This is a genomic window from Streptomyces sp. NPDC029169 (genome assembly GCF_055563935.1).
Window position 1 is genome coordinate 601077 of sequence record NZ_JBVHXA010000001.1, and the last position, 18199, is coordinate 619275.

An 18199-nucleotide genomic window follows, 5' to 3' on the forward strand; every position below is an offset into this window, starting at 1 on the left:
CGCGGTCGCGCTCTACCGCCCCATCACCAGACCGTCCGCCGCGGCGCCGCGCTCAAGCACCACGTCGCGAATGGTGTCGCGGACGGCGGTGACGGGCGCCCCCTGCTCGATCGCGGCGTTGAGGTTGACCACCCGGCCCTGGCCCGTGTCGAACCACTGCGGGATGAACTCGGCCTTGGCCACCTCCCAGCGCCCGCCCGGCGTGGTGGGCGGGGTGAAGGTGAAGCGCCCGAGGGTGCCCTGGTTGCCGCGCGGGTCGAAGGCTCCCGCGTGGTTGATCATGTCGCCGGCGATCTGGTCGCCCATGCCGTAGACGACCCAGGTCCCGTTGACCTTCTCGTACGCCTGCGGGACATGGGCGTGGGTGCCGAGGATCAGGTCGATGTCGGGCCTGCCGCCGGTCTGCGAGGCCGTCAGGGACCGGGCGAGGGTGAGCTGGCGCTCGTCCGGGGCGGTCTGCCACTCGCTTCCCCAGTGGATGCTGACCACGACGACGTCGGCGCCGGCGCTCCGGGCGGCCCTGGCGTCGGCGACGATCCTCTGCTCGTCGATCAGGTTGACCGCCCAGGGCTGCCCCTCGGGCAGCGGGTAGCCGTTGGTGTCGTACGTGTACGCGAGCTGGGCGACCGTCGCGTCGCCGGCCGTGAGCAGGGTGGGCCGGGCCGCCTCCTCGGCGGTACGGGCCGAGCCCGCGTGGCGGACCCCCGCCTTGTCGAGGGCGTCGAGGGTGCGGGCGAGGCCCTCGGCGCCGTCGTCCAGGGTGTGGTTGGAGGCGGTGGAGCAGGAGTCGTACCCGGTCTCCTTGAGGGCGGGGGCGACCTCGGGCGGCGACTTGAAGGCGGGGTAGCCGGTGTAGGGTCCGCCCTCCCGTCCGTACACGGTCTCCATGTGACAGATCGCCAGATCGGCTCCGGAGACGATGCTCTTGACCCCGGAGAGCATCGGGCGGAAGTCGTACCCCTGGCCGTTCGCGTCGGCGGCGGCCTGGCGGATGATCGAGTCGTGCGGCAGGACGTCGCCGGAGGCGACGAGGGTGAAGCCGGTCCGGGCGGAGGCCTGGCCGGGGGCCGCCGTGGGGGTGGCGGGGCTCGCCGGGTCCTGCCGCGCGGGTGGAGCGTCGGGGGTGCCGGTGCCGCCGCCGCAGCCGGTCGCCGCCGTGAGCAGGACCGCCGCGAGGGCGACCGCCCCCTGTCTCGTACGCTGGATCATCGCCGGCTCCGCCTGATTAATAGGACGAACATCTGTCCTGATGAATTGACAGGGGATGAATGCCCTAGTCAAGAGTCAAAGCCGCAAGGGTTCTCAAACCCTGCCGAAACGGATGAAGAGCCTCCGCCCGACCGCTCACCGCACCATTCGCCGCTCGGTGCGACCGCTCGTCGCAGACAGGTGTTCGTTCCCTGTCCCTTGTCGCCCACATGCGTTCGTATACGCCCCGGGACGACGAGCCGGCACGAGAGGTGTGGAGCATGACAACGGCGACGGTGAGGACGGCCACGACGGACGAGCGGGCCCTCGCGGAGCTGCAGCGCGACCACGGCCAGGCCCTCCTCGGCTTTCTCCTCGGGCTGACCTACGGCGACCAGCAGCGCGCGGAGGACCTGGCGCAGGAGACGCTCCTCCGGGCCTGGCTCCACCCCGAGGCCTTCGACAGCCCCTACGAGTCGATGCGCCCCTGGCTCTTCACGGTGGCCCGGCGCCTCGCCATCGACGCCCGGCGCTCCCGGCTCGCCCGGCCCACGGAGATCGGCGACGGCATGCTCGCCGCCACCCCCGACCCGGCCGACGCGACGGAGTCCGCGGTCGCCGCGCTCGACGTCCGCGCGGCCGTCCGCGACCTGAGCCCGGAGCACCGCGCGGTCCTGGAGCGGCTCTACTTCCACGGTCTGACGGTCAACGAGGCCGCGGCCGACCTCGGCATCCCCGCCGGAACGGTCAAGTCCCGCTCGCACTACGCGCTGCGCCAGCTCGGCCACCGGCTGCCCGGCTACCGGCCCCGGCGCCGCGCCGTTGCCCGTCCCCGGGCCGCGGCCTCACAATGACGACGTGACGCCGACACTGACTCCCGCCGCAGCGGACAAGGTACTCGCCGACAACTTCGCCCCCTGGGTGCTCGATCTGGGGCTCTCGGTGGTCTCGGTCGACGGTCAGGAGGCGGTCCTCCGCCTCCCCTGGTCCGACCGGCTCGCCCGCGAGGGCGGCGGCCTCTCGGGTCAGGCGCTGATGGCCGCCGCCGACACGGCCACGGTGATCGCGGTCGCGGCGGCCCGCGGCGGCTTCGTACCGATGACGACGGTGCAGCAGTCCATCAGCTTCCAGCGGGCGGTGCTCGGTACGGACGTGCTGGTACGGGCACGGCTCACCAAGGCGGGCAAGCGAATGGCGTTCGCGGACATCACGATGACGGCCGAGGGCACGGAGGAGACGGCCGCGCACGCGACAGCGGTCTACGCGCTCCTCGGCTGAGACGCACCGCTCGTCCCGTACGCCTCCCGGGCGCTCACCACCCCCACCGGCACCGATCCGGCGGGGAAACGTATCCGAAACCACACCGGCGAGTTGAGTAAAGAGCGACCCACGCGCGTCTTCCTCGGTGGAGGCTCGTGGTTCGGGGTCGCCGACCGACATGTCCGGGAGAAGGTGGGAGCGTTGCTGCCCGAGAGTACGAACGGCACCAGTGGGGGCGGGCTCGCCGTCCCGATGGCCTGGCTGTGTGCCGAGTTCATAGCCGACGATCTGCTGCGCACGGGCTGCCTGGTGGCGCCCAGCAGCCTGGAGTACCGGGCCGGCCGGCAGACGCTCGCGCTCACCATCCACCTCTGCGAGGGCGCGGACGCCTTCGGCGGGGCCCGGGCGGCGGGCCGGCTCGACGAGTGGCTGTCCAGGACGGCGTACGACCACCCCTGGCCGCAGTGGGTCCGCGCGCGGCTCGCCGAACGGGTCCGTGCGGGCGAGGACGGGCCCGATCTGGCCATGGCCCGCGAGACCTGGCGCCTCCTGGAGGCGACGTGGGTGCGCGCGACCGACTTGAGCGGACTGCCCCCTGCCGGGTTCGGCGCCCCCGTCGACGAGTCCAATCAAGTGTGGGTGCCCGCCTGGCAGTTGGGTCTTCCGCTCGGCCATCTGGCCCTGCATCTCTACTGATCGCGGGGCCAGGGACCATCGGGGGCTGAGGGGCCGTCGGGACTAAGGGGCCGTCGGGGGCTAAGGGGCCATCGGGGCTAGGGGGCCATCGGGTGCACTCCGGGGCGGTACTTGGGGATCCGTACCGTCACCTTCATCCCCGCGCCGATCCCGGTCTCGATGACGAGTCCGTGCTCCGGCCCGTACACCTGGCGCAGCCGCTCGTCGACGTTGGACAGGCCGATGCCCGCGCCGGTGGGCCGCTCGCCGAGCAGGATCGCGCGCAGGACGTCCGGGTCCATGCCGACGCCGTCGTCCTCGATCACGACCACCGCCTCCGCGCCCGCGTCGCGGGCGGCGATCGTGACCCGGCAGGCGTTCACGCTGTCCTCCAGGCCGTGCTTCACGGCGTTCTCCACCAGCGGCTGGAGACAGAGGAACGGCAGGGTCACCGGCAGCACCTCGGGCGCGATCTGGAGCGTGACCTTGAGGCGGTCGCCGAAGCGGGCGCCGGCGAGCGCCAAGTACTGCTCGATGGCGCGGAGTTCGTCGGCGAGCTGGGCGAACTCCCCGTGCCGGCGGAAGGAGTAGCGGGTGAAGTCCGCGAACTCCAGGAGCAGTTCGCGGGCTCGTTCCGGATCGGTGCGGACGAACGAGGCGATGGCGGCAAGGGAGTTGAAGATGAAGTGCGGGGAGATCTGGGCGCGCAGGGCCCGGATCTCCGCCTCCACGACCTTGGTCCGTGAGCGGTCGAGCTCGGCCAGTTCGAGCTGGACGGAGACCCAGCGGGCGACCTCGGTCGCGGCCCGGACGAGCACGGCCGACTCCTGCGAACCGTAGGCGACGAGCGCGCCGAGCACGCCCTCCTCTCCGGTGAGCGGGGCGATCACCGCCCAGCGCAGCGGGCAGTCCACGTCGGCGCAGCCGGTGTGCGCGGACAGGCTGCGCCCGGAGTCGAGGATGCCGGCGACCTGGTCCATGACGTGCTCGCGGTGGTGGCTCTCGCCCGGCCCGTCCCAGGCGAGGACGGTGGACCGGTCGGTCAGACAGAGCGCCTCCGTGCCGAGGAGCGAGCGCAGCCGCCGGGCGGCCTTGCGCGCGGTGTCCTCGGTGAGACCGGCCCGTAGCGGCGGGGCGGCGAGCGAGGCGGTGTGCAGGGTGTGGAAGGTGGCCCGCTCGACGGGGGTGCCGAGGTCGAGGTCGGCCGCCCGGTCCCCGCGGCGGGCGGCGAGCCGCCCGAGGACGAATCCGACGGCGAGCAGCACGGCCCCCACGGCGGCCGCGGCCGCGATCGCGATCCCGCTCATCGCTCATCCCCCCTCGCCGCGGCCCGGCTGCCGGGGCCCGGCTCATGCCGTACCGCGCCGCTCATCGCTCGTACCCCCTGGTCGCGCCACGGCCGCCCGGGCCTGGCTCATGCCGTACCGGCTCATGCGCCCGCGCCGCCTCGGGGCGAACGGCATCGGGCCGGCCCGTCAGCTCCTCCGGCAGATGCAGTCGGGCAAGGAGCGCCGGTGTTCCGGCCGGGATGTGCCGGGCGGTGGCGAGCGACACCAGGATCATCGTCAGAAAGCCCAGCGGCACCGACCAGACCGCCGGCCAGGCCATCAGGGTGTGCGGCCAGCCCTCGTCCGGCAGGCCGGCGCGGGTCGCCATCACGGCCGTGAGCGCGGAGCCGCCGCCGAGCAGCAGCCCGGCCATGGCTCCAGGCGGGGTGAGTCGGCGCCACCAGATGCCGAGGACGAGCAGCGGGCAGAAGGAGGAGGCGGAGACCGCGAACGCGAGGCCGACGGCGTCGGCGACCGGGACCTTCGAGGCGAAGATCCCCGCGGTCAGCGGCACGGCCGTGGCCAGCAGGGTCGCGAGCCGGAAGTGCCGTACGCCGCGGGAGGGCAGCACGTCCTGGGTGAGGACTCCGGCGACGGCCATCGTCAGGCCGGAGGCGGTGGAGAGGAAGGCGGCGAAGGCACCGCCCGCCAGGAGCGCGCCCAGCAGATCGCCGAGCACGCCGCCGAGCATCCGCTCCGGCAGGACGAGCACGGCGGCGTCGGCGGCTCCGGTGAGCGCAAGCTCGGGGGCGTAGATCCGGCCGAGCGCCCCGTACACCGGCGGCAGCAGATAGAACGCTCCGACCAGGCCGAGGACGACAAGGGTCGTGCGGCGCGCCGCCCGGCCGTGCGGGCTGGTGTAGAAGCGGACGGCGACATGGGGCAGTCCCATGGTGCCGAGGAAGGTGGCGAGGATCAGCCCGTACGTGGCGTAGAGCTGGTGGCCGTCGCGCCCGCCGGCCAGCGGCTGGGACCAGCCGAGGGGGTCGGCGCCGGTGGAGGCCCGGGCGGGGACGGGCGCGCCCTGCGGGAAGGCGAGTTCGGTGCCGCCCTCGACGCGGTGCGCGCCCTCGTCCAGGGTGACGGTCCTCTTCTCGTACGGGAGTGAGTCGACGCGGCCGGTGACGGTGAGCGTGAGCGGGGCGTCGAGCTCGATCCGTACGGTGTCGGCGACGCGCACGACGGTGTGCTCGCGGAAGACGGCCGGGGCGTCGAAGCGGACCCGGGGCGCGTCGTCGCCGAACCAGGCGGCGGTCAGGAAGAGGGCGGGCACGAGCAGGGCGGTGAGCTTCAGCCAGTACTGGAAGGCCTGGACGAAGGTGATGCTGCGCATGCCGCCCGCGGCGACGATGCCGGTGACGACGAGGGCGACGAGGAGTCCGCCGACCCAGTCGGGGGCCCCGGTGAGGATCTCCAGGGTGAGCCCGGCGCCCTGGAGCTGCGGGAGGAGGTAGAGCCAGCCGATGCCGACGACGAAGAGGCTCGCGAGCCGGCGGGCGGGCGGTGATTCGAGCCGGGCCTCGGCGAAGTCGGAGAGGGTGTACGCCCCCGAGCGGCGCAGCGGGGCGGCGACGAGGACGAGCAGGACCAGATAGCCGGCGGTGTAGCCGACGGGGTACCAGAGCATGTCCGGGCCCTGGACGAGGACGAGGCCCGCGATGCCGAGGAAGGAGGCGGCGGAGAGGTACTCGCCGCTGATGGCGGCGGCGTTGAGGCCGGGCCGTACGGTGCGGGAGGCGACGTAGAAGTCGGAGGTCGTACGGGATATCCGCAGGCCGAGGGCGCCGATGAGCACGGTCGTCAGGACGACGGCGGTGACGGCGGTCACCGCGTAGGTGTGGTTCACGTCCGTTTCCCCCGCGCTCAGCGGCCCTCGACGAGGCCGGTGAAGTCGCGTTCGTTGCGTTCGGCGCGGCGGACGTACCAGTGGGCGACGGCCCAGATGACCGGGTACACGCCGACGCCGAGCGCGATCCAGACGACGGCCTCGGGCGCGGGGAGCGCGAGCAGCAGGGGCAGCGGTCCGACGAACAGGGCGAGGGCCCCGAGTGCGGTGAGGGCGGCCCGCAGCTGGCTGCGCATCAGGGAGCGGACGTAGGTGTGGCCGAGGGTGGTCTGCTCGCTGATCTCGGAGTGAGCGGAGCGAGGTGGGGGTCCCCCCGGCCGGAGGCTGGGGGAGGGCGGGTGGCCGGGGAAGCGCTGCCGGGGCAGGCCGCTGTCACGGAGCGCGGAGGCGCGCGTGACCGTCTCGCGCCGGGGCCGGCGCGGCGGTGGTTCCTCGGACGTCGGTGTCCGCTCCGGCATCTGTCGACCTCGCAGGGGCTGTGGAGGCAACGGAGTCTACGCAGCGGCGTTCCCGCAGGATAGGGGTGCCGGACCGGCACCCGGCCGGTCGGCCGGGTCGGCCGGTCGGCCAGGTCGGCCCGTCAGCCCGTCGGCCGGGTCCGCCCGTCGGCCCGTCAGCCGGTCGGCCGGTCAGCCCGGTCAGCCCGGTCGGCCCGGTCAGCCCGGTCGGCCGGTCGGCCGAGTCGGCCCGGTCGGCCCGGTCGGCCGAGTCGGCCGAGTCGGCCGGTCTGACGCTCTGCCGGTCTGGCTGGACGGCCCCACGCGCCGGCACGTCCGCCCGGCCGTACGCGCACGCCGTCTGGTCGGGCCGGTCTGGCCCGCCGGCCGCACGCGCGCCACGTACGGTCGGCCCCACGCGCACCAACGTCCGCTCGCCCCACTCGCCGCACATCGGGTCAGCCGCCCCCGGCACACCCGGTCAGCCGCCCGCCCGGCGCACCCCGTCAGCCGCCCGCGCGCCGCATAAGCAGGTCGCGGAGCTGGCGGGCGTGGCGGCGGCTGACGGCGAGCTCGGTGCTGCCGAGGCGGACGGAGGTGGCGCCGCCGTCGAGCCGGAGCTCGTCGATGCGGGCGAGCGCGACGAGGTGGCTGCGGTGGATCCGTACGAAACCACGCGCGGCCCAGCGCTCCTCCAGGGTGGAGAGCGGGATACGGACGAGGTGGCTGCCCTCGTCGGTGTGCAGGCGCGCGTAGTCGCCCTGGGCCTCGACGTACGCGATGTCGTCGACGGCCACGAACCGGGTGATCCCGCCGAGTTCGACCGGTATCTGCTCGGGCGCCGCGACGGGGGCCGCGGGTGCGGCGGAGGCGTGCACCAGCTCGCGGACGCGGCGGACCGCCTCGGCGAGCCGCTCGCGGCGGACCGGCTTGAGGACGTAGTCCACGGCCTTGAGGTCGAAGGCCTGCACCGCGAAGCCCTCGTGCGCCGTGACGAAGACGATCAGCGGGGGCCGGGCGAAACCGGCGAGCAGCCGGGCGAGGTCCAGGCCGGTGAGCCCGGCCATGTGGATGTCGAGGAAGACGACGTCGATGGCCTCGTCCCCGTCGGGGCCCGCCTCCAGGGCCCGGCCGATCCTGCGCAGGGCCTCGGTGGCGTCGGTGGCGCCCTCGGCGCTGCGGATCCGCGGATCGGCACGGAGGAGGTAGAGCAGTTCCCCGAGGGCCGGCTCTTCGTCGTCGACGGCCAGTACGCGCAGCATGCGGCGGAGTCTAGGCGAGGGCGCGAGGGCGCTATTTCAGGAACTTCGACAGCCGGCGGTCGGCGAGCGGTTTGCCGCCGGTCTGGCAGGTGGGGCAGTACTGGAGCGAGGAGTCGCTGAAGGAGACCTCGCGGATGGTGTCCCCGCAGACGGGGCAGGGTTCGCCGGTCCGCCCGTGGACGCGCAGCCCGCTCTTCTTCTCGGCCTTGAGCCGGCCCGCGGCCAGTCCGTGGGAGCGTTCGACGGCCTCGCGCAGGGTGGTGCGCATGGCCTCGTAGAGGGCGGCGGTCTCCTCCTCGGTGAGGTTCTGGGTGGGTTTGAAGGGGGACATCCTCGCCGCGTGCAGGATCTCGTCGCTGTACGCGTTGCCGATGCCGGCGATCAGGCTCTGGTCGCGCAGGGCGCCCTTGATCTGGCGCCGCTCGCCGGTGAGCAGGGCGGTGAAGGCGGCGAGGTCGAAGTCCTCGGCGAGCGGGTCGGGTCCGAGGCGGGCGACGCCGGGCACGTCCCGCGGGTCCCGGACCAGGTGGACGGCGAGGCGTTTGGTGGTGCCGGCCTCGGTGAGGTCGAAGCCGTCGCCGCCGGTGAGCGCGGTCCGCAGGGCGAGCGGCCCTTTGCCGGGGCGCGGCGGCCCGGAGGGCAGCGGGTCCTTCCACTGGAGCCAGCCCGCGCGCGCCAGATGGACCAGGAGGTGGAGTCGGCCCGCCGGGCCGTCGGTGGCGATGTCGAGGAACTTGCCGTGGCGCGCGACGGCGGTGACGGTGGCGCCCTCGACGGCGCTCAGCGGCGGGTCGTACGTCTTGAGCACGCTGATCGCGACGGGCAGCGCGCGGGCGATCTCCTTGCCCACCAGATGCTCGTCGAGGAACTCGCGGAGCGCTTCCACCTCGGGCAGTTCGGGCATGGCTCCACCCTGCCGCAGCCGCCGTCCGGCCGCGCGCTCAGCCGGCCGCGCGCTCAGCCCGTCCCGGCGAGGAGGCCGAGTTCGTCGGAGAGGGCGGCGGCCAGCGCGTCGAGGTCGGGGACGGCCTTGCCGTCGGCGACCAGGCCGACATGGACCCGGCCGCCGTACGGCGACATGGCGACGGCGAGGGACTGGCCGCGGGCGAGCGGGGCCATCGGGAAGAGGGTGCGCAGCGGGGCCCCGCCGAGGGAGAGCGCCGAGCGGGGCAGCGGCACGTTCGTGACGAGTACGTCGAAGAGCAGGCGAGCGGCCCCGGAGGCCAGCGGGGCGCCGAAGCGGTGGGCGAGCGCGGGCAGTTGGTCGGCGAGGACGGCGACGGCTCCGGCGCCCCGCAGCGGCCCGTCGGCCTTGTTGCGGTCCATGGCGCGGCGTACGGCGGCCAGCCGGGCGGCGGGGTCGGGCTCGGTGACGGGGAGGGCGAGGAGATAGGCGGAGAGGCTGTTGCCGGAGCCGGCCGGGGAGCCGGGCCGGCGGCGGGAGACGGGGACCAGGGCGCGCGGGTCGGCGCCGGGGAGCGGTGCGCCGCGGCCGTCGAGCCAGCGGCGCAGGGCTCCGGCGACCACGGTGAGCAGGACGTCGTTGGCGGTGCCGCCGGAGGTCCGGCGAACCTGGTGGACCTGTTCCAGATCGAGGACGGCGGTGGCGACCCGGCGGGTCCCGCTGGAGTCGGCGGCCAGCGCGGCCGTGGCGGGCCCGTCGAGCCGGCCGGCCCAGGCGACCGAGGCACCGACCACGGAGGCGCCCACCTCGACGGCCCGGCCCAGGTCGCCGATGCGCTCGCGGGCCGCGCCCATGATCCGTCCGGGCCCGGGGAGCCAGGAGCGCGGGGGTACGGCGAGGGGCCGGCGGGCGCCGGCCCGGTGGCCGCCCGTCCTGCGGGCGACGGCGGCGATCTCGTCGAAGATCCCGGCGCCGATGGCGACGGCCCGCATGCCGTCGGCGAGGGCGTGGTGGAGTTTGACGAGGACGGCGAAGGAACCGTCGGGCGCGCCGGTGAGCAGATACATCTCCCAGGGCGGGAGCCCGCGTTCGACGGGCCGCTCCATGAGTTCGCCGGCCAGCCGGGCGGTCTCGGCACCGAAGTCGGCGCCCGGCAGCGCGATCCTGCGCACGTGACGCCGTACGTCGAAGTGCTTGTCCGCGGTCCAGGCGGCGCCGCCGACGGGCAGCAGCACGTCGCGGACCCGCATCCGCAGGCGGGGGATAGCGGCGGCGCGGCTTCCGAGCAGGTCGAGGACGGCGGACGGATCGCCGCCGGCCGGCAGTGGGCCGAAGTGGGCGAGGGCGCCCAGGTGCATGGGGTGGTCGGTGGATTCGAGGTGCCAGAAAGCCAGATCGAGAGGTGCCAGAAGCTCACTGCTCAAGGGATCCCCATGTCCTATTGGGTGGCGGGAAACGTAGGGGGTGGGAAGTCGCAGTCAATCGCGTGTGATCCGTTACGGTCAAGTACGATCTGTGTACGCAGGGTTAACAATGAATTCGCACCAGACGCACTTGCCGCTGCCACGCGATTCGACGCCCCAGACGTCCGAGATCCGGTCCACGAGCATCAGGCCGCGACCCGAGACGCCCGCCTCTCCCGCCTCCCGGCGCCGCGGGAGTGCGCTGGAACGGTCCTCCACCTCCACCCGCAGCCGCCGTTCCGGGCTCGCCAGCATCCGCAGGGTCACGATCGCGCCGCCGTCGGTGTGCATCAGCGCGTTGGTGATCAGCTCGTCGGCGGCCAGCTCGATCTCGTCCGAGCGCTCCCCCGCGCCCCAGGCCCGTACCGCGGCGCGGATCATGTGCCGGGCCGATCTCAGCGCCTCCGGGTCGCTCTGCGCCACGTGCTGCTGGAGCCGGCCGCCGGCCTGCGGGAAGTACGGGCCCTGCCGCCGCAGCAGCAGAATCGCCACGTCGTCCTCGCCGCCCCGTTCGTCCACGACCTCGCAGAGATGATCGGCGAGCTGCTGGGGTTCGCGCGGCCCGCCCCGTACCAGCGAGGAGAGCCAGCGCAGCCCCTCGTCGAGATCCGCGCCCGGCGTCTCCACCAGGCCGTCGGTGTACAGCAGCAGGGTCTGGCCCGGAGACAGCTCCAGCGTCGTGGCGGGGTAGTCGAGGCGGTCGAACTCTGCCGAGAGGCCCAGCGGCAGACCGCCGTCCACCGGCAGCCTGCGGCAGCTTCCGTCGGTGTCCTGGAGCAGCGGGTCGACATGCCCGGCGCGGACCACCTGCATGGCGCCGGTGGTGAGGTCCGCCTCGACATAGGTGCAGGTCGCGAAGCGGTCGGTGTCCAGTTCGTGGAGGAAGACGGAGGCCCGGGCCATCACCGTCGCCGGGGTGTGCCCCTCGGCGGCGTAGGCGCGCAGCACGATCCGCAGCTGTCCCATCACGGCCGAGGCATGGGTGTCGTGGCCCTGTACGTCTCCGATGACGGCGCCGACCCGGCCGCCGGGCAGCGGGATGACGTCGTACCAGTCGCCGCCGATGTCCCGGCCGAGGCGGGCCGAGCGGTAGCGGACCGCTATCTGGGCGCCGGGCACGTCGGGGATGCGGCGCGGCAGCATCGCCTGCTGGAGCCCCTCGGCCAGGTCGTGCTCCTGCTCGTAGAGCATGGCGCGCTTGAGGCTCTGCGCGATGCTGCTGCCGAGCGCGACCAGCAGATTGCGCTCGTCGGCGCTGAAGCCGGTCCTGTCGCTGTACAGCAGCCCGAGCGCGCCGATCGGCCGGGCCTGGGCGATCAGCGGCAGGTAGGCCGCCGAGGTGATGCCGAGCCCGCTGATGTGGGGCCACAGGATCGGGTACGACTCGGCGAAGTCCTGCGGCGACTCGATGAACCGGGGCCGGAGGGTCCGGATCACCTCGCCCATCGGGTACGGCTCGTCCACCCGGGTGAATCGTGTGCCGGGCACGAAGGCGCCCTGGGGGCCCTCGGCGACGAGGTGGATCCGGCCGGACTCCAGGAGCCCCATGACCAGGCTGGTGGCGCCGAAGTACTCCAGTCCGTGGGAGTCGCCGAGGAGGTCGATGACGTCCTGCACGGTCCGGGCGTGGGCGAGGGCCGCGGTGGTGCTCTCCACGACGCTGGTGCGAGCACGCCGCCCCTCGTCCAGACCGAGCCGGGCGGCGTGCTCGGTCACCTCCTCCGAGGCGTCCCGGACGATGCCGACGATCCGGCGGGGGCGGCCGGTCTCGTCGCGCTGGATCCGGCCCTCGGTGTGCGTCCAGCGCGGTGTGCCGTCGCGCAGGCGGACGCGGAAGTACGCGCCGTAGTGGTCGCTGCCGTCCTTGAGCGCGTGGGTGACGAGCGTGTCGAGCCGGCGGCCCTCGTCGGGCATCACGCGGGAGGAGAGGGTGACGGGGTCGCCGTCGTACTCCTCGGGCTTCATGTCGAAGACCCGCAGGGCGCCCTCGTCCATGGTCATCAGGCCGGTGACCAGGTCCCAGTCGAAGCTGCCCATCCGGAAGGCCTCGCCGTACTCCCGGAGGAAGCAGCACGTCACACCGCCCGTGCCGGATTCGCAGCGGCAGGGCTCGGTCGCCTCGCCACCCCCGCTACCCGCGCTCATGGGGCCACGCTAGGCGCAGCCCCGGCGGCGCGCACGGCGGAGATCACGCCTCAGCCCTCGAAGGTCTCCGGCTGCTGGGGAGCCGTGTCGCTGGGGAAGAGGTCCTCGAAGGAGGGCGTGTCCGGCTCGGGTTCCGGCTGGGGCTCGACCGGCGGTTCCGACCAGGTCGGGGTCGGGCAGCCGGGCGGGATCGACGGGCTCGTGTCGGTCAGGTTCTCGGGCGAGGACGGCCGGGACGGCGGGGACGGGGGCAGGGACGGGCAGTCGGTCGTCGTGGGGGGCGGGGGCGGGGGGCTGCTCTGGGGCTCGCCGGGCGTGGTCGAGTCCCCGGGCGTGGGCGAGCCGTCGCCGGCCGAGGGGGACGGCACCGGGGTCGGTGTTCCGGTGAGGTCGCACGCGGCGGGGTCGCACGGCGGGACCACGACCGGGCGGCCGTCGTGTTCGCCACCGGTGCCGGTCTTCCGCTCGATCCAGGTGTTGTCGACGACGTTCACGATGACGAGGCTGGTGACGATCGTCGTCGTCGGCCGGATGACCACGACGCGGTCGGGGTGGTAGCCGCTCCAGGGCCGTCCCTTGTGCTTGGCGCCCTGGACCGCGACCGGCGAGCGCAGCGGGTTTCCGCAGGCGCAGCGGACACGGGGCGTGCCGTACTGGTCGACGAGGACGGCCGTACCGGCCTGGAGCACGGACTGGAACGCGGTGGCGCTGCCTTCGCGGAAGCCGTGGTTGGTGACGCGGGTGTCGGTGCGCAGGACGACGGGGGTGAGGCCGCGCAGCCAGTCGGCGACAGCGGTCTCGGGTATTCCGGCGGCCTGGGCGAAGGCGCGGGCCTTGGCCGGTTCGCGGTCGAGGAAGGCGACCTGCTGGTCGACGTCGCAGCTGGCGACGGAGTGGGTGCCGCCGTAGAGGCCGGGGGCGGAGCCGGTGACCTCGCGGATCGTCTGCGCCGTGGCGGTCGGCGTGGGTACGGGGGTGGGGGTGCCGGGTGGGGTGGGGGTGCCGGGTGGGCTGGTGGCCGCCGTGGCCGTGGAGGCGGTGAACGGGTCGGGGCCCTGGGCGGCGACCGGCTGGAGGAAGACCTCCTGGGCGGCGGCGGTGGTCCGGTCCGCGCCGGCGCCGCCGATGTCGCCGACCGACGAGCAGCCCGCCAGGAGCAGCGCCATGGCCGGCGCGCCGACGGCGAGTGCGGTGACATGGGGCCGTCGTGACCGGCGTATGGATGAGCGCACGTGGATCTCCCGCCTCTTTCCACCCCGAGACATTCCTTCCATGTCTGTCGCACCGAGGCGCAGTCCGCAAGCGGGGCGGGGCCGATCAGGCGAGGGACTTGAACGCGTTCAAGGAAGGCCCTACTCTCAGAACCAGCAGGTTTGAACGCGTTCAATCAGGGGGGTGGGCGGCCGTCCCCCTCGAAGGAGACCGCATCATGGCCCGTCTGATCCGCGACCTCGCCACTCCGGCCGCCGCGCGCCTGAACTACCGCGAGGTCGGTGCCACCGCGCGCGACTTCCTCCCCGGCGGTTACCACCACCTCCACCACACGGTCCGCGTCGGCCGGGGCAGGGACGCGTTCGAGCTCGCCGGGGCGGCCGTCACGACCTGGCGGATGCACCGCGCCTCGGGCGCCCGGGTCCGCGGCGAGGCCGTCCGCGCCGAACCCGGTGTCTTCGTCGAGGTCTCGCTCGGCGCCGGCCCCGTCCGCTTCGCCGCGCCGTGCGAGGTGATCTGGACGGCGTACGAGAAGGACCGCACCGGCTTCGCGTACGGCACGCGCACCGGGCACCCCGAAAGCGGTGAGGAGTCCTTCGTGGTCGATCTTCACCCCGACGGCTCGGTCTGGTTCACGGTGATCGCCTTCAGCCGCCCCGCCGCCTGGTACACCCGCCTCGCGGGCCCCCTCGTCCCCGTCCTCCAGCGCGCCTACGCACGCCGCCTCGGCCGCACGCTCCGACGCGTCGTCGCGGGATGACCTACGGGGTTACGCTCCCTTTATAAACGTCATAGACGTTCAGAGGCATACGTTCCGACCCAGGAGGCGGCCGTGAGCCAGTACCAGTACGACGTTTACAGCACTCCCTCGCAGGCCGAGGGGGAGCGGCTCGAAGAGGACATGGACGCGCTGCAGCTGGACCACCGGCATCCTTCGACCGTGCGCACCACGCCGTCCCAGGCGGAGGGCCAGCGCGTCGCGGACGAGGAGGAGAAAAGCTGACGCCCGGCCCCGATACTGGAAGCGATGGAGTGGTTCACCGCACCGGACTACTGGCTGAGCCGGATCGTCTTCCAGCGGGGGCTCGCCGGGCTCTACTTCGTGGCCTTCCTCTCGGCCGCTCTCCAGTTCCGGGCTCTGATCGGCGAGCGCGGCATGCTCCCCATACCGGAGTATCTGCGCCGGGTGGAGCCGCGTCAGACCCCGAGCCTCTTCCACTGGCGCTACTCGGACCGGATGTTCGCCACGGTCGCCTGGAGCGGCGCCGTCCTGGCGCTCGCCCTGGTCGCGGGCGCGGGGGACGCGGTGCCGCTCCCCGTCGCGATGCTGTGGTGGGCGGTGATCTGGGCGCTGTACCTGTCGATCGTCAACGTCGGTCAGACCTGGTACAGCTTCGGCTGGGAGTCACTGCTCCTGGAGACCGGATTCCTCGCCGTCTTCCTCGGCAACGACGACACGGCGCCGCCCGTCCTCGTGCTGTGGCTGCTGCGCTGGCTGCTCTTCCGGGTCGAGTTCGGCGCGGGGCTCATCAAGATCCGCGGTGACGCCTGCTGGCGGAATCTGACCTGCCTCCACTACCACCACGAAACCCAGCCGATGCCGGGCCCGCTCAGCTGGTTCTTCCACCACCTGCCGCGACCGCTGCACAAGGTCGAGGTGGCCGCCAACCATGTCGTCCAACTCCTGGTCCCGGTGCTGCTCTTCACCCCGCAGCCGGTGGCGACGGTGGCCGCCGGCCTGATGGTGGCGACCCAGCTGTGGCTGGTGCTGTCCGGCAACTTCGCCTGGCTGAACTGGCTGACCATCGTCCTCGCGCTCTCCGCCATGGACGGCTCGCTGCTCGTGGGCGAGCACCCCCAGCCCGATCCGCCGCTCTGGTACGTGGTCGTGGTCATCGCCGTGACCGCCCTGGTCCTCGTCCGCAGCTACCGGCCGGCACTCAACCTGCTCTCGCGGCGCCAGGCGATGAACCGCTCGTACGACCCGTTCCACCTGGTCAACTCGTACGGCGCGTTCGGCACGGTCGGCCGGATCCGGGACGAGATCGTCATCGAGGGCACCGACGATCCGGTGCCGCACGCGAACACGGTGTGGAAGGAGTACGGCTTCAAGGGCAAGCCCGGCGATCCGCACCGGATGCCGCGCCAGTTCGCCCCGTACCATCTGCGCCTCGACTGGCTGATGTGGTTCGCGGCCCTCTCCCCCATGTACGCCCGGGAGTGGTTCGGGCCGTTCGTCGAGCGGCTGCTCGACGGCGACCGGGACACCCTGCGGCTGCTGCGGCACAACCCGTTCCCCGACGCGCCGCCGGCCCTGGTCCGGGCCCGGCTGTACCGCTACCGGTACACGACCTGGCGGGAGCTGCGGGAGACCGGGGCGTGGTGGCATCGCACGCTCGTACGGGAGTATCTGCCGCCGGTCGGGCTGCAATCGCCGGCCCGACGCTGAGCTCGTGGCTCTGGGAGGCCAGTGGCCCGGGTGGCCTGGGAAGCCCGGGCAGCGCCGTGCCCCCGGGCGCCGGGGCGGCCGGGGGCACGGATGAAGCGGTACGACTCAGTCGATGCTGGGCAGGATGTGAGGCTCCGCGAGGTCCTCCTCGTAGCCCGCCAGCCGGATCGGTGCGGCGTGGGCCCACACGTCCAGGCTTCCCAGCTCACCGGATCGGTGGGGCCGCTCCGGATGTTCGGCCGGTCGCTGTTCCTGCTTCGTCAGTTCTGGTGTCACCGCGCACTCCTTGTGTCGCGTACCTGTAAGGACATGGCCGTTCGGTCGCGGTGGCGCCGTTCTTGGGGCGGGACCGCGGCCTTGGTGGCAGGCCAGTCCCCAGGCCGGCCGTGAGGGTTTGGTGAAACCCCGATGGCCGACCGTGGACATCAGACTAACCAAATGAGCGCGCCAGCGCTCTATGGGGCTCGGAAGTGTGACGCAATCGAGTGAATTTCAGACATCAGAGCGGTTTAGAACGGGGGCGCTCTACCAGTTGCCCGGCGCGTAGTCCTTGAGGAAGCAGCCGTACAGGTCCTCGCCCGCCTCGCCGCGCACGACGGGGTCGTAGACGCGGGCGGCGCCGTCGACCAGGTCGAGCGGGGCGTGGAACCCCTCCTCGGCCAGGCGCAGCTTGTCGAAGTGCGGGCGCTCGTCGGTGATCCAGCCGGTATCGACGGAGGTCATGAGGATGCCGTCGGTCTGGAACATCTCCTGGGCGCTGGTCCGCGTCACCATGTTCATCGCGGCCTTCGCGGCGTTGGTGTTCGGGTGCCCGGCACCCTTGTAACCCCGGCCGAAAACGCCCTCCATCGCCGAGACGTTGACGATGTACGCGCGCCCGCTGGCTGCCTTCTTGGCGGCGTCGGCCATCACCGGCCGCAACATGCTGATCAGGATGAACGGCGCCGTGTAGTTGCACAGCTGGGTCTCGAGCAGCTCCACCGGGGAGATCTGCTCGATGGTCTGCACCCAGGTGTTGCTCTCGACGACGTCCGGCACGAGGCCACCGGCGTCGATGGCGCTGCCGTCGCGGTGCCGCTCGACGCTGGCGTTGCCCGCGACCAGGGCGAGATCGGCCACCTTCTGGGCGTCGAGGCCGCTGACACCGAGGGGCAGCGCGGCAAGGCCGTCGACCGCGCCGGAGTTGAAGGCGCCGATCACGTGGTGGGCGGGCAGCTCCCCGGCGGGCAGCGGCGCGCTCTCGCCGTCGACCAGCGCGGCGTAGGCGGAGGGCAGGCGGCGCACGGTCTGCGTCGCGTTGTTGATGAGGATGTCGAGCGGCCCCTGCTCGGCGACCTGCTCGGCCAGGGCGACCGCCTGCGCGGGGTCGCGCAGGTCGATGCCGACGACCTCCAGGCGGTGCATCCACTCCGCCGAGTCCTCCATGGCCTTGAAGCGGCGGATGGCGTCCTTGGGGAAGCGGGTCGTGATGGTGGTGTGGGCGCCGTCGCGCAGCAGCCGCAGCGCGATGTACATGCCGATCTTGGCCCGGCCGCCGGTGAGCAGCGCGCGCTTGCCGGCGAGCTCGGTGCGGGCGTCGCGCTTGCCCCGGTTCAGGGCGGCGCAGTCCTGGCAGAGCTGGTGGTAGAAGTAGTCGACCTCGACGTACCGCGTCTTGCAGGTGTAGCAGGACCGGGGGCGCTGGAGTATCCCGGCGATCCGGCCGGCCTCGGTGACGGACGAGGGCAGGAGGCCCTCGGTCTCATCGTCGATGCGCTGGGCGGAGCCGGTGGCGGTGGCCTCGGTGACGGCCTTGTCGTGCGCGGTCTTCGCGGCCCGGCGCTCCTGGCGGCGGCGCTGCTTCACCGTGCGGTAGATACCGGCCGTGGCGCGGCGGACGGCGATCGCGTCGGGGTGGTCGACGTCCAGCTTGTCGAGCTCGTCGAGCACGCTCAGGCAGACGGCCAGGCGATCGGGGTCGATACCCGGCCCGTACTCCTGGGTTTCTTCGGTCACCGTCATGGCCTCTGCCGTTCCTCTGTCGCTGGTCG

Annotated in this window: 17 protein-coding genes; 6 read left to right on the forward strand and 11 right to left on the reverse strand. The window is 73.1% G+C overall.

What is annotated here, in order from left to right:
* Window positions 1-12 precede the first annotated feature (12 nt).
* Window positions 13-1209, reverse strand: a complete 1197-nt coding sequence (locus ACZ4VI_RS02555) for a CapA family protein (protein ID WP_467995899.1) — start codon at window positions 1207-1209, stop codon at window positions 13-15.
* Window positions 1210-1469: 260 nt separating this feature from the next.
* Here ACZ4VI_RS02555 and ACZ4VI_RS02560 point away from each other — a divergent pair, with 260 nt between their 5' ends.
* From ACZ4VI_RS02560 to ACZ4VI_RS02570, 3 genes are all read left to right on the forward strand, one after another.
* Window positions 1470-2042 (forward strand): sigma-70 family RNA polymerase sigma factor, encoded by a 573-nt coding sequence (locus tag ACZ4VI_RS02560; protein WP_467995900.1) that lies wholly within the window; start codon window positions 1470-1472, stop codon window positions 2040-2042.
* Between the two features lie 4 nt (window positions 2043-2046).
* Window positions 2047-2466 carry a PaaI family thioesterase gene (locus tag ACZ4VI_RS02565; protein ID WP_467995901.1) on the forward strand — a complete coding sequence of 140 codons (420 nt, stop codon included), beginning with the start codon at window positions 2047-2049 and terminating at the stop codon, window positions 2464-2466.
* 183 nt (window positions 2467-2649) lie between these two features.
* A complete protein-coding gene (locus tag ACZ4VI_RS02570) occupies window positions 2650-3144 on the forward strand; it encodes a hypothetical protein (RefSeq protein ID WP_467995903.1) in 495 nt (164 codons plus the stop codon).
* Between the two features lie 77 nt (window positions 3145-3221).
* Here ACZ4VI_RS02570 and ACZ4VI_RS02575 read toward each other — a convergent pair whose 3' ends face one another.
* From ACZ4VI_RS02575 to ACZ4VI_RS02610, 8 genes are all read right to left on the reverse strand, one after another.
* Window positions 3222-4430 carry a sensor histidine kinase gene (locus tag ACZ4VI_RS02575; protein ID WP_467995905.1) on the reverse strand — a complete coding sequence of 403 codons (1209 nt, stop codon included), beginning with the start codon at window positions 4428-4430 and terminating at the stop codon, window positions 3222-3224.
* Window positions 4431-4491: 61 nt separating this feature from the next.
* Window positions 4492-6297: a sodium/solute symporter gene (locus ACZ4VI_RS02580; RefSeq protein ID WP_467995907.1), complete on the reverse strand. Its 1806-nt coding sequence runs from the start codon at window positions 6295-6297 to the stop codon at window positions 4492-4494.
* A 17-nt stretch (window positions 6298-6314) separates the two neighbouring features.
* Entirely contained in the window at window positions 6315-6755 is a 441-nt protein-coding gene (locus tag ACZ4VI_RS02585) for a hypothetical protein (protein ID WP_467995908.1), read from the reverse strand.
* A gap of 485 nt (window positions 6756-7240) precedes the next feature.
* Window positions 7241-7996 (reverse strand): LytR/AlgR family response regulator transcription factor, encoded by a 756-nt coding sequence (locus tag ACZ4VI_RS02590; protein WP_467995909.1) that lies wholly within the window; start codon window positions 7994-7996, stop codon window positions 7241-7243.
* 31 nt (window positions 7997-8027) lie between these two features.
* Window positions 8028-8900, reverse strand: a complete 873-nt coding sequence (locus ACZ4VI_RS02595) for an Fpg/Nei family DNA glycosylase (protein WP_467995911.1) — start codon at window positions 8898-8900, stop codon at window positions 8028-8030.
* Window positions 8901-8953: 53 nt separating this feature from the next.
* The gene (locus tag ACZ4VI_RS02600) at window positions 8954-10324 is read right to left on the reverse strand and encodes a wax ester/triacylglycerol synthase family O-acyltransferase (RefSeq protein ID WP_467995912.1); all 1371 of its coding nucleotides are present in this window, start codon (window positions 10322-10324) and stop codon (window positions 8954-8956) included.
* A gap of 78 nt (window positions 10325-10402) precedes the next feature.
* Complete coding sequence (locus tag ACZ4VI_RS02605; protein ID WP_467995914.1) at window positions 10403-12508, reverse strand: SpoIIE family protein phosphatase; 2106 nt, start codon at window positions 12506-12508, stop codon at window positions 10403-10405.
* Between the two features lie 50 nt (window positions 12509-12558).
* Entirely contained in the window at window positions 12559-13740 is a 1182-nt protein-coding gene (locus ACZ4VI_RS02610; protein WP_467995915.1) for a DUF6777 domain-containing protein, read from the reverse strand.
* 197 nt (window positions 13741-13937) lie between these two features.
* Between ACZ4VI_RS02610 and ACZ4VI_RS02615 the strand changes: the two genes are divergently transcribed.
* The 3 genes from ACZ4VI_RS02615 to ACZ4VI_RS02625 all read left to right on the forward strand — a co-directional run bounded on the left by ACZ4VI_RS02615 (window position 13938) and on the right by ACZ4VI_RS02625 (window position 16169).
* Window positions 13938-14480 carry a DUF1990 family protein gene (locus ACZ4VI_RS02615; RefSeq protein WP_467995917.1) on the forward strand — a complete coding sequence of 181 codons (543 nt, stop codon included), beginning with the start codon at window positions 13938-13940 and terminating at the stop codon, window positions 14478-14480.
* A 72-nt stretch (window positions 14481-14552) separates the two neighbouring features.
* On the forward strand, window positions 14553-14723 hold the full coding sequence (locus ACZ4VI_RS02620; protein WP_467995918.1) for a hypothetical protein: 171 nt from the start codon (window positions 14553-14555) through the stop codon (window positions 14721-14723).
* A 24-nt stretch (window positions 14724-14747) separates the two neighbouring features.
* Window positions 14748-16169 (forward strand): lipase maturation factor family protein, encoded by a 1422-nt coding sequence (locus tag ACZ4VI_RS02625; protein WP_467995920.1) that lies wholly within the window; start codon window positions 14748-14750, stop codon window positions 16167-16169.
* Window positions 16170-16274: 105 nt separating this feature from the next.
* Here ACZ4VI_RS02625 and ACZ4VI_RS02630 read toward each other — a convergent pair whose 3' ends face one another.
* The gene (locus ACZ4VI_RS02630; RefSeq protein WP_467995922.1) at window positions 16275-16445 is read right to left on the reverse strand and encodes a hypothetical protein; all 171 of its coding nucleotides are present in this window, start codon (window positions 16443-16445) and stop codon (window positions 16275-16277) included.
* A 249-nt stretch (window positions 16446-16694) separates the two neighbouring features.
* Complete coding sequence (locus ACZ4VI_RS02635) at window positions 16695-18170, reverse strand: SDR family NAD(P)-dependent oxidoreductase (RefSeq protein ID WP_467996273.1); 1476 nt, start codon at window positions 18168-18170, stop codon at window positions 16695-16697.
* Window positions 18171-18199: the final 29 nt, after the last annotated feature.

Bases quoted from the DNA above. Each gene is read 5' to 3' on its own strand.
- ACZ4VI_RS02555 (WP_467995899.1), bottom strand. From the start codon at position 1,209: ATGATCCAGCGTACGAGACAGGGGGCGGTCGCCCTCGCGGCGGTCCTG.
- ACZ4VI_RS02560 (WP_467995900.1), top strand. From the start codon at position 1,470: ATGACAACGGCGACGGTGAGGACGGCCACGACGGACGAGCGGGCCCTC.
- ACZ4VI_RS02575 (WP_467995905.1), bottom strand. From the start codon at position 4,430: ATGAGCGGGATCGCGATCGCGGCCGCGGCCGCCGTGGGGGCCGTGCTG.
- ACZ4VI_RS02585 (WP_467995908.1), bottom strand. From the start codon at position 6,755: ATGCCGGAGCGGACACCGACGTCCGAGGAACCACCGCCGCGCCGGCCC.
- ACZ4VI_RS02590 (WP_467995909.1), bottom strand. From the start codon at position 7,996: ATGCTGCGCGTACTGGCCGTCGACGACGAAGAGCCGGCCCTCGGGGAA.
- ACZ4VI_RS02595 (WP_467995911.1), bottom strand. From the start codon at position 8,900: ATGCCCGAACTGCCCGAGGTGGAAGCGCTCCGCGAGTTCCTCGACGAG.
- ACZ4VI_RS02605 (WP_467995914.1), bottom strand. From the start codon at position 12,508: ATGAGCGCGGGTAGCGGGGGTGGCGAGGCGACCGAGCCCTGCCGCTGC.
- ACZ4VI_RS02615 (WP_467995917.1), top strand. From the start codon at position 13,938: ATGGCCCGTCTGATCCGCGACCTCGCCACTCCGGCCGCCGCGCGCCTG.
- ACZ4VI_RS02625 (WP_467995920.1), top strand. From the start codon at position 14,748: ATGGAGTGGTTCACCGCACCGGACTACTGGCTGAGCCGGATCGTCTTC.
- ACZ4VI_RS02635 (WP_467996273.1), bottom strand. From the start codon at position 18,170: ATGACGGTGACCGAAGAAACCCAGGAGTACGGGCCGGGTATCGACCCC.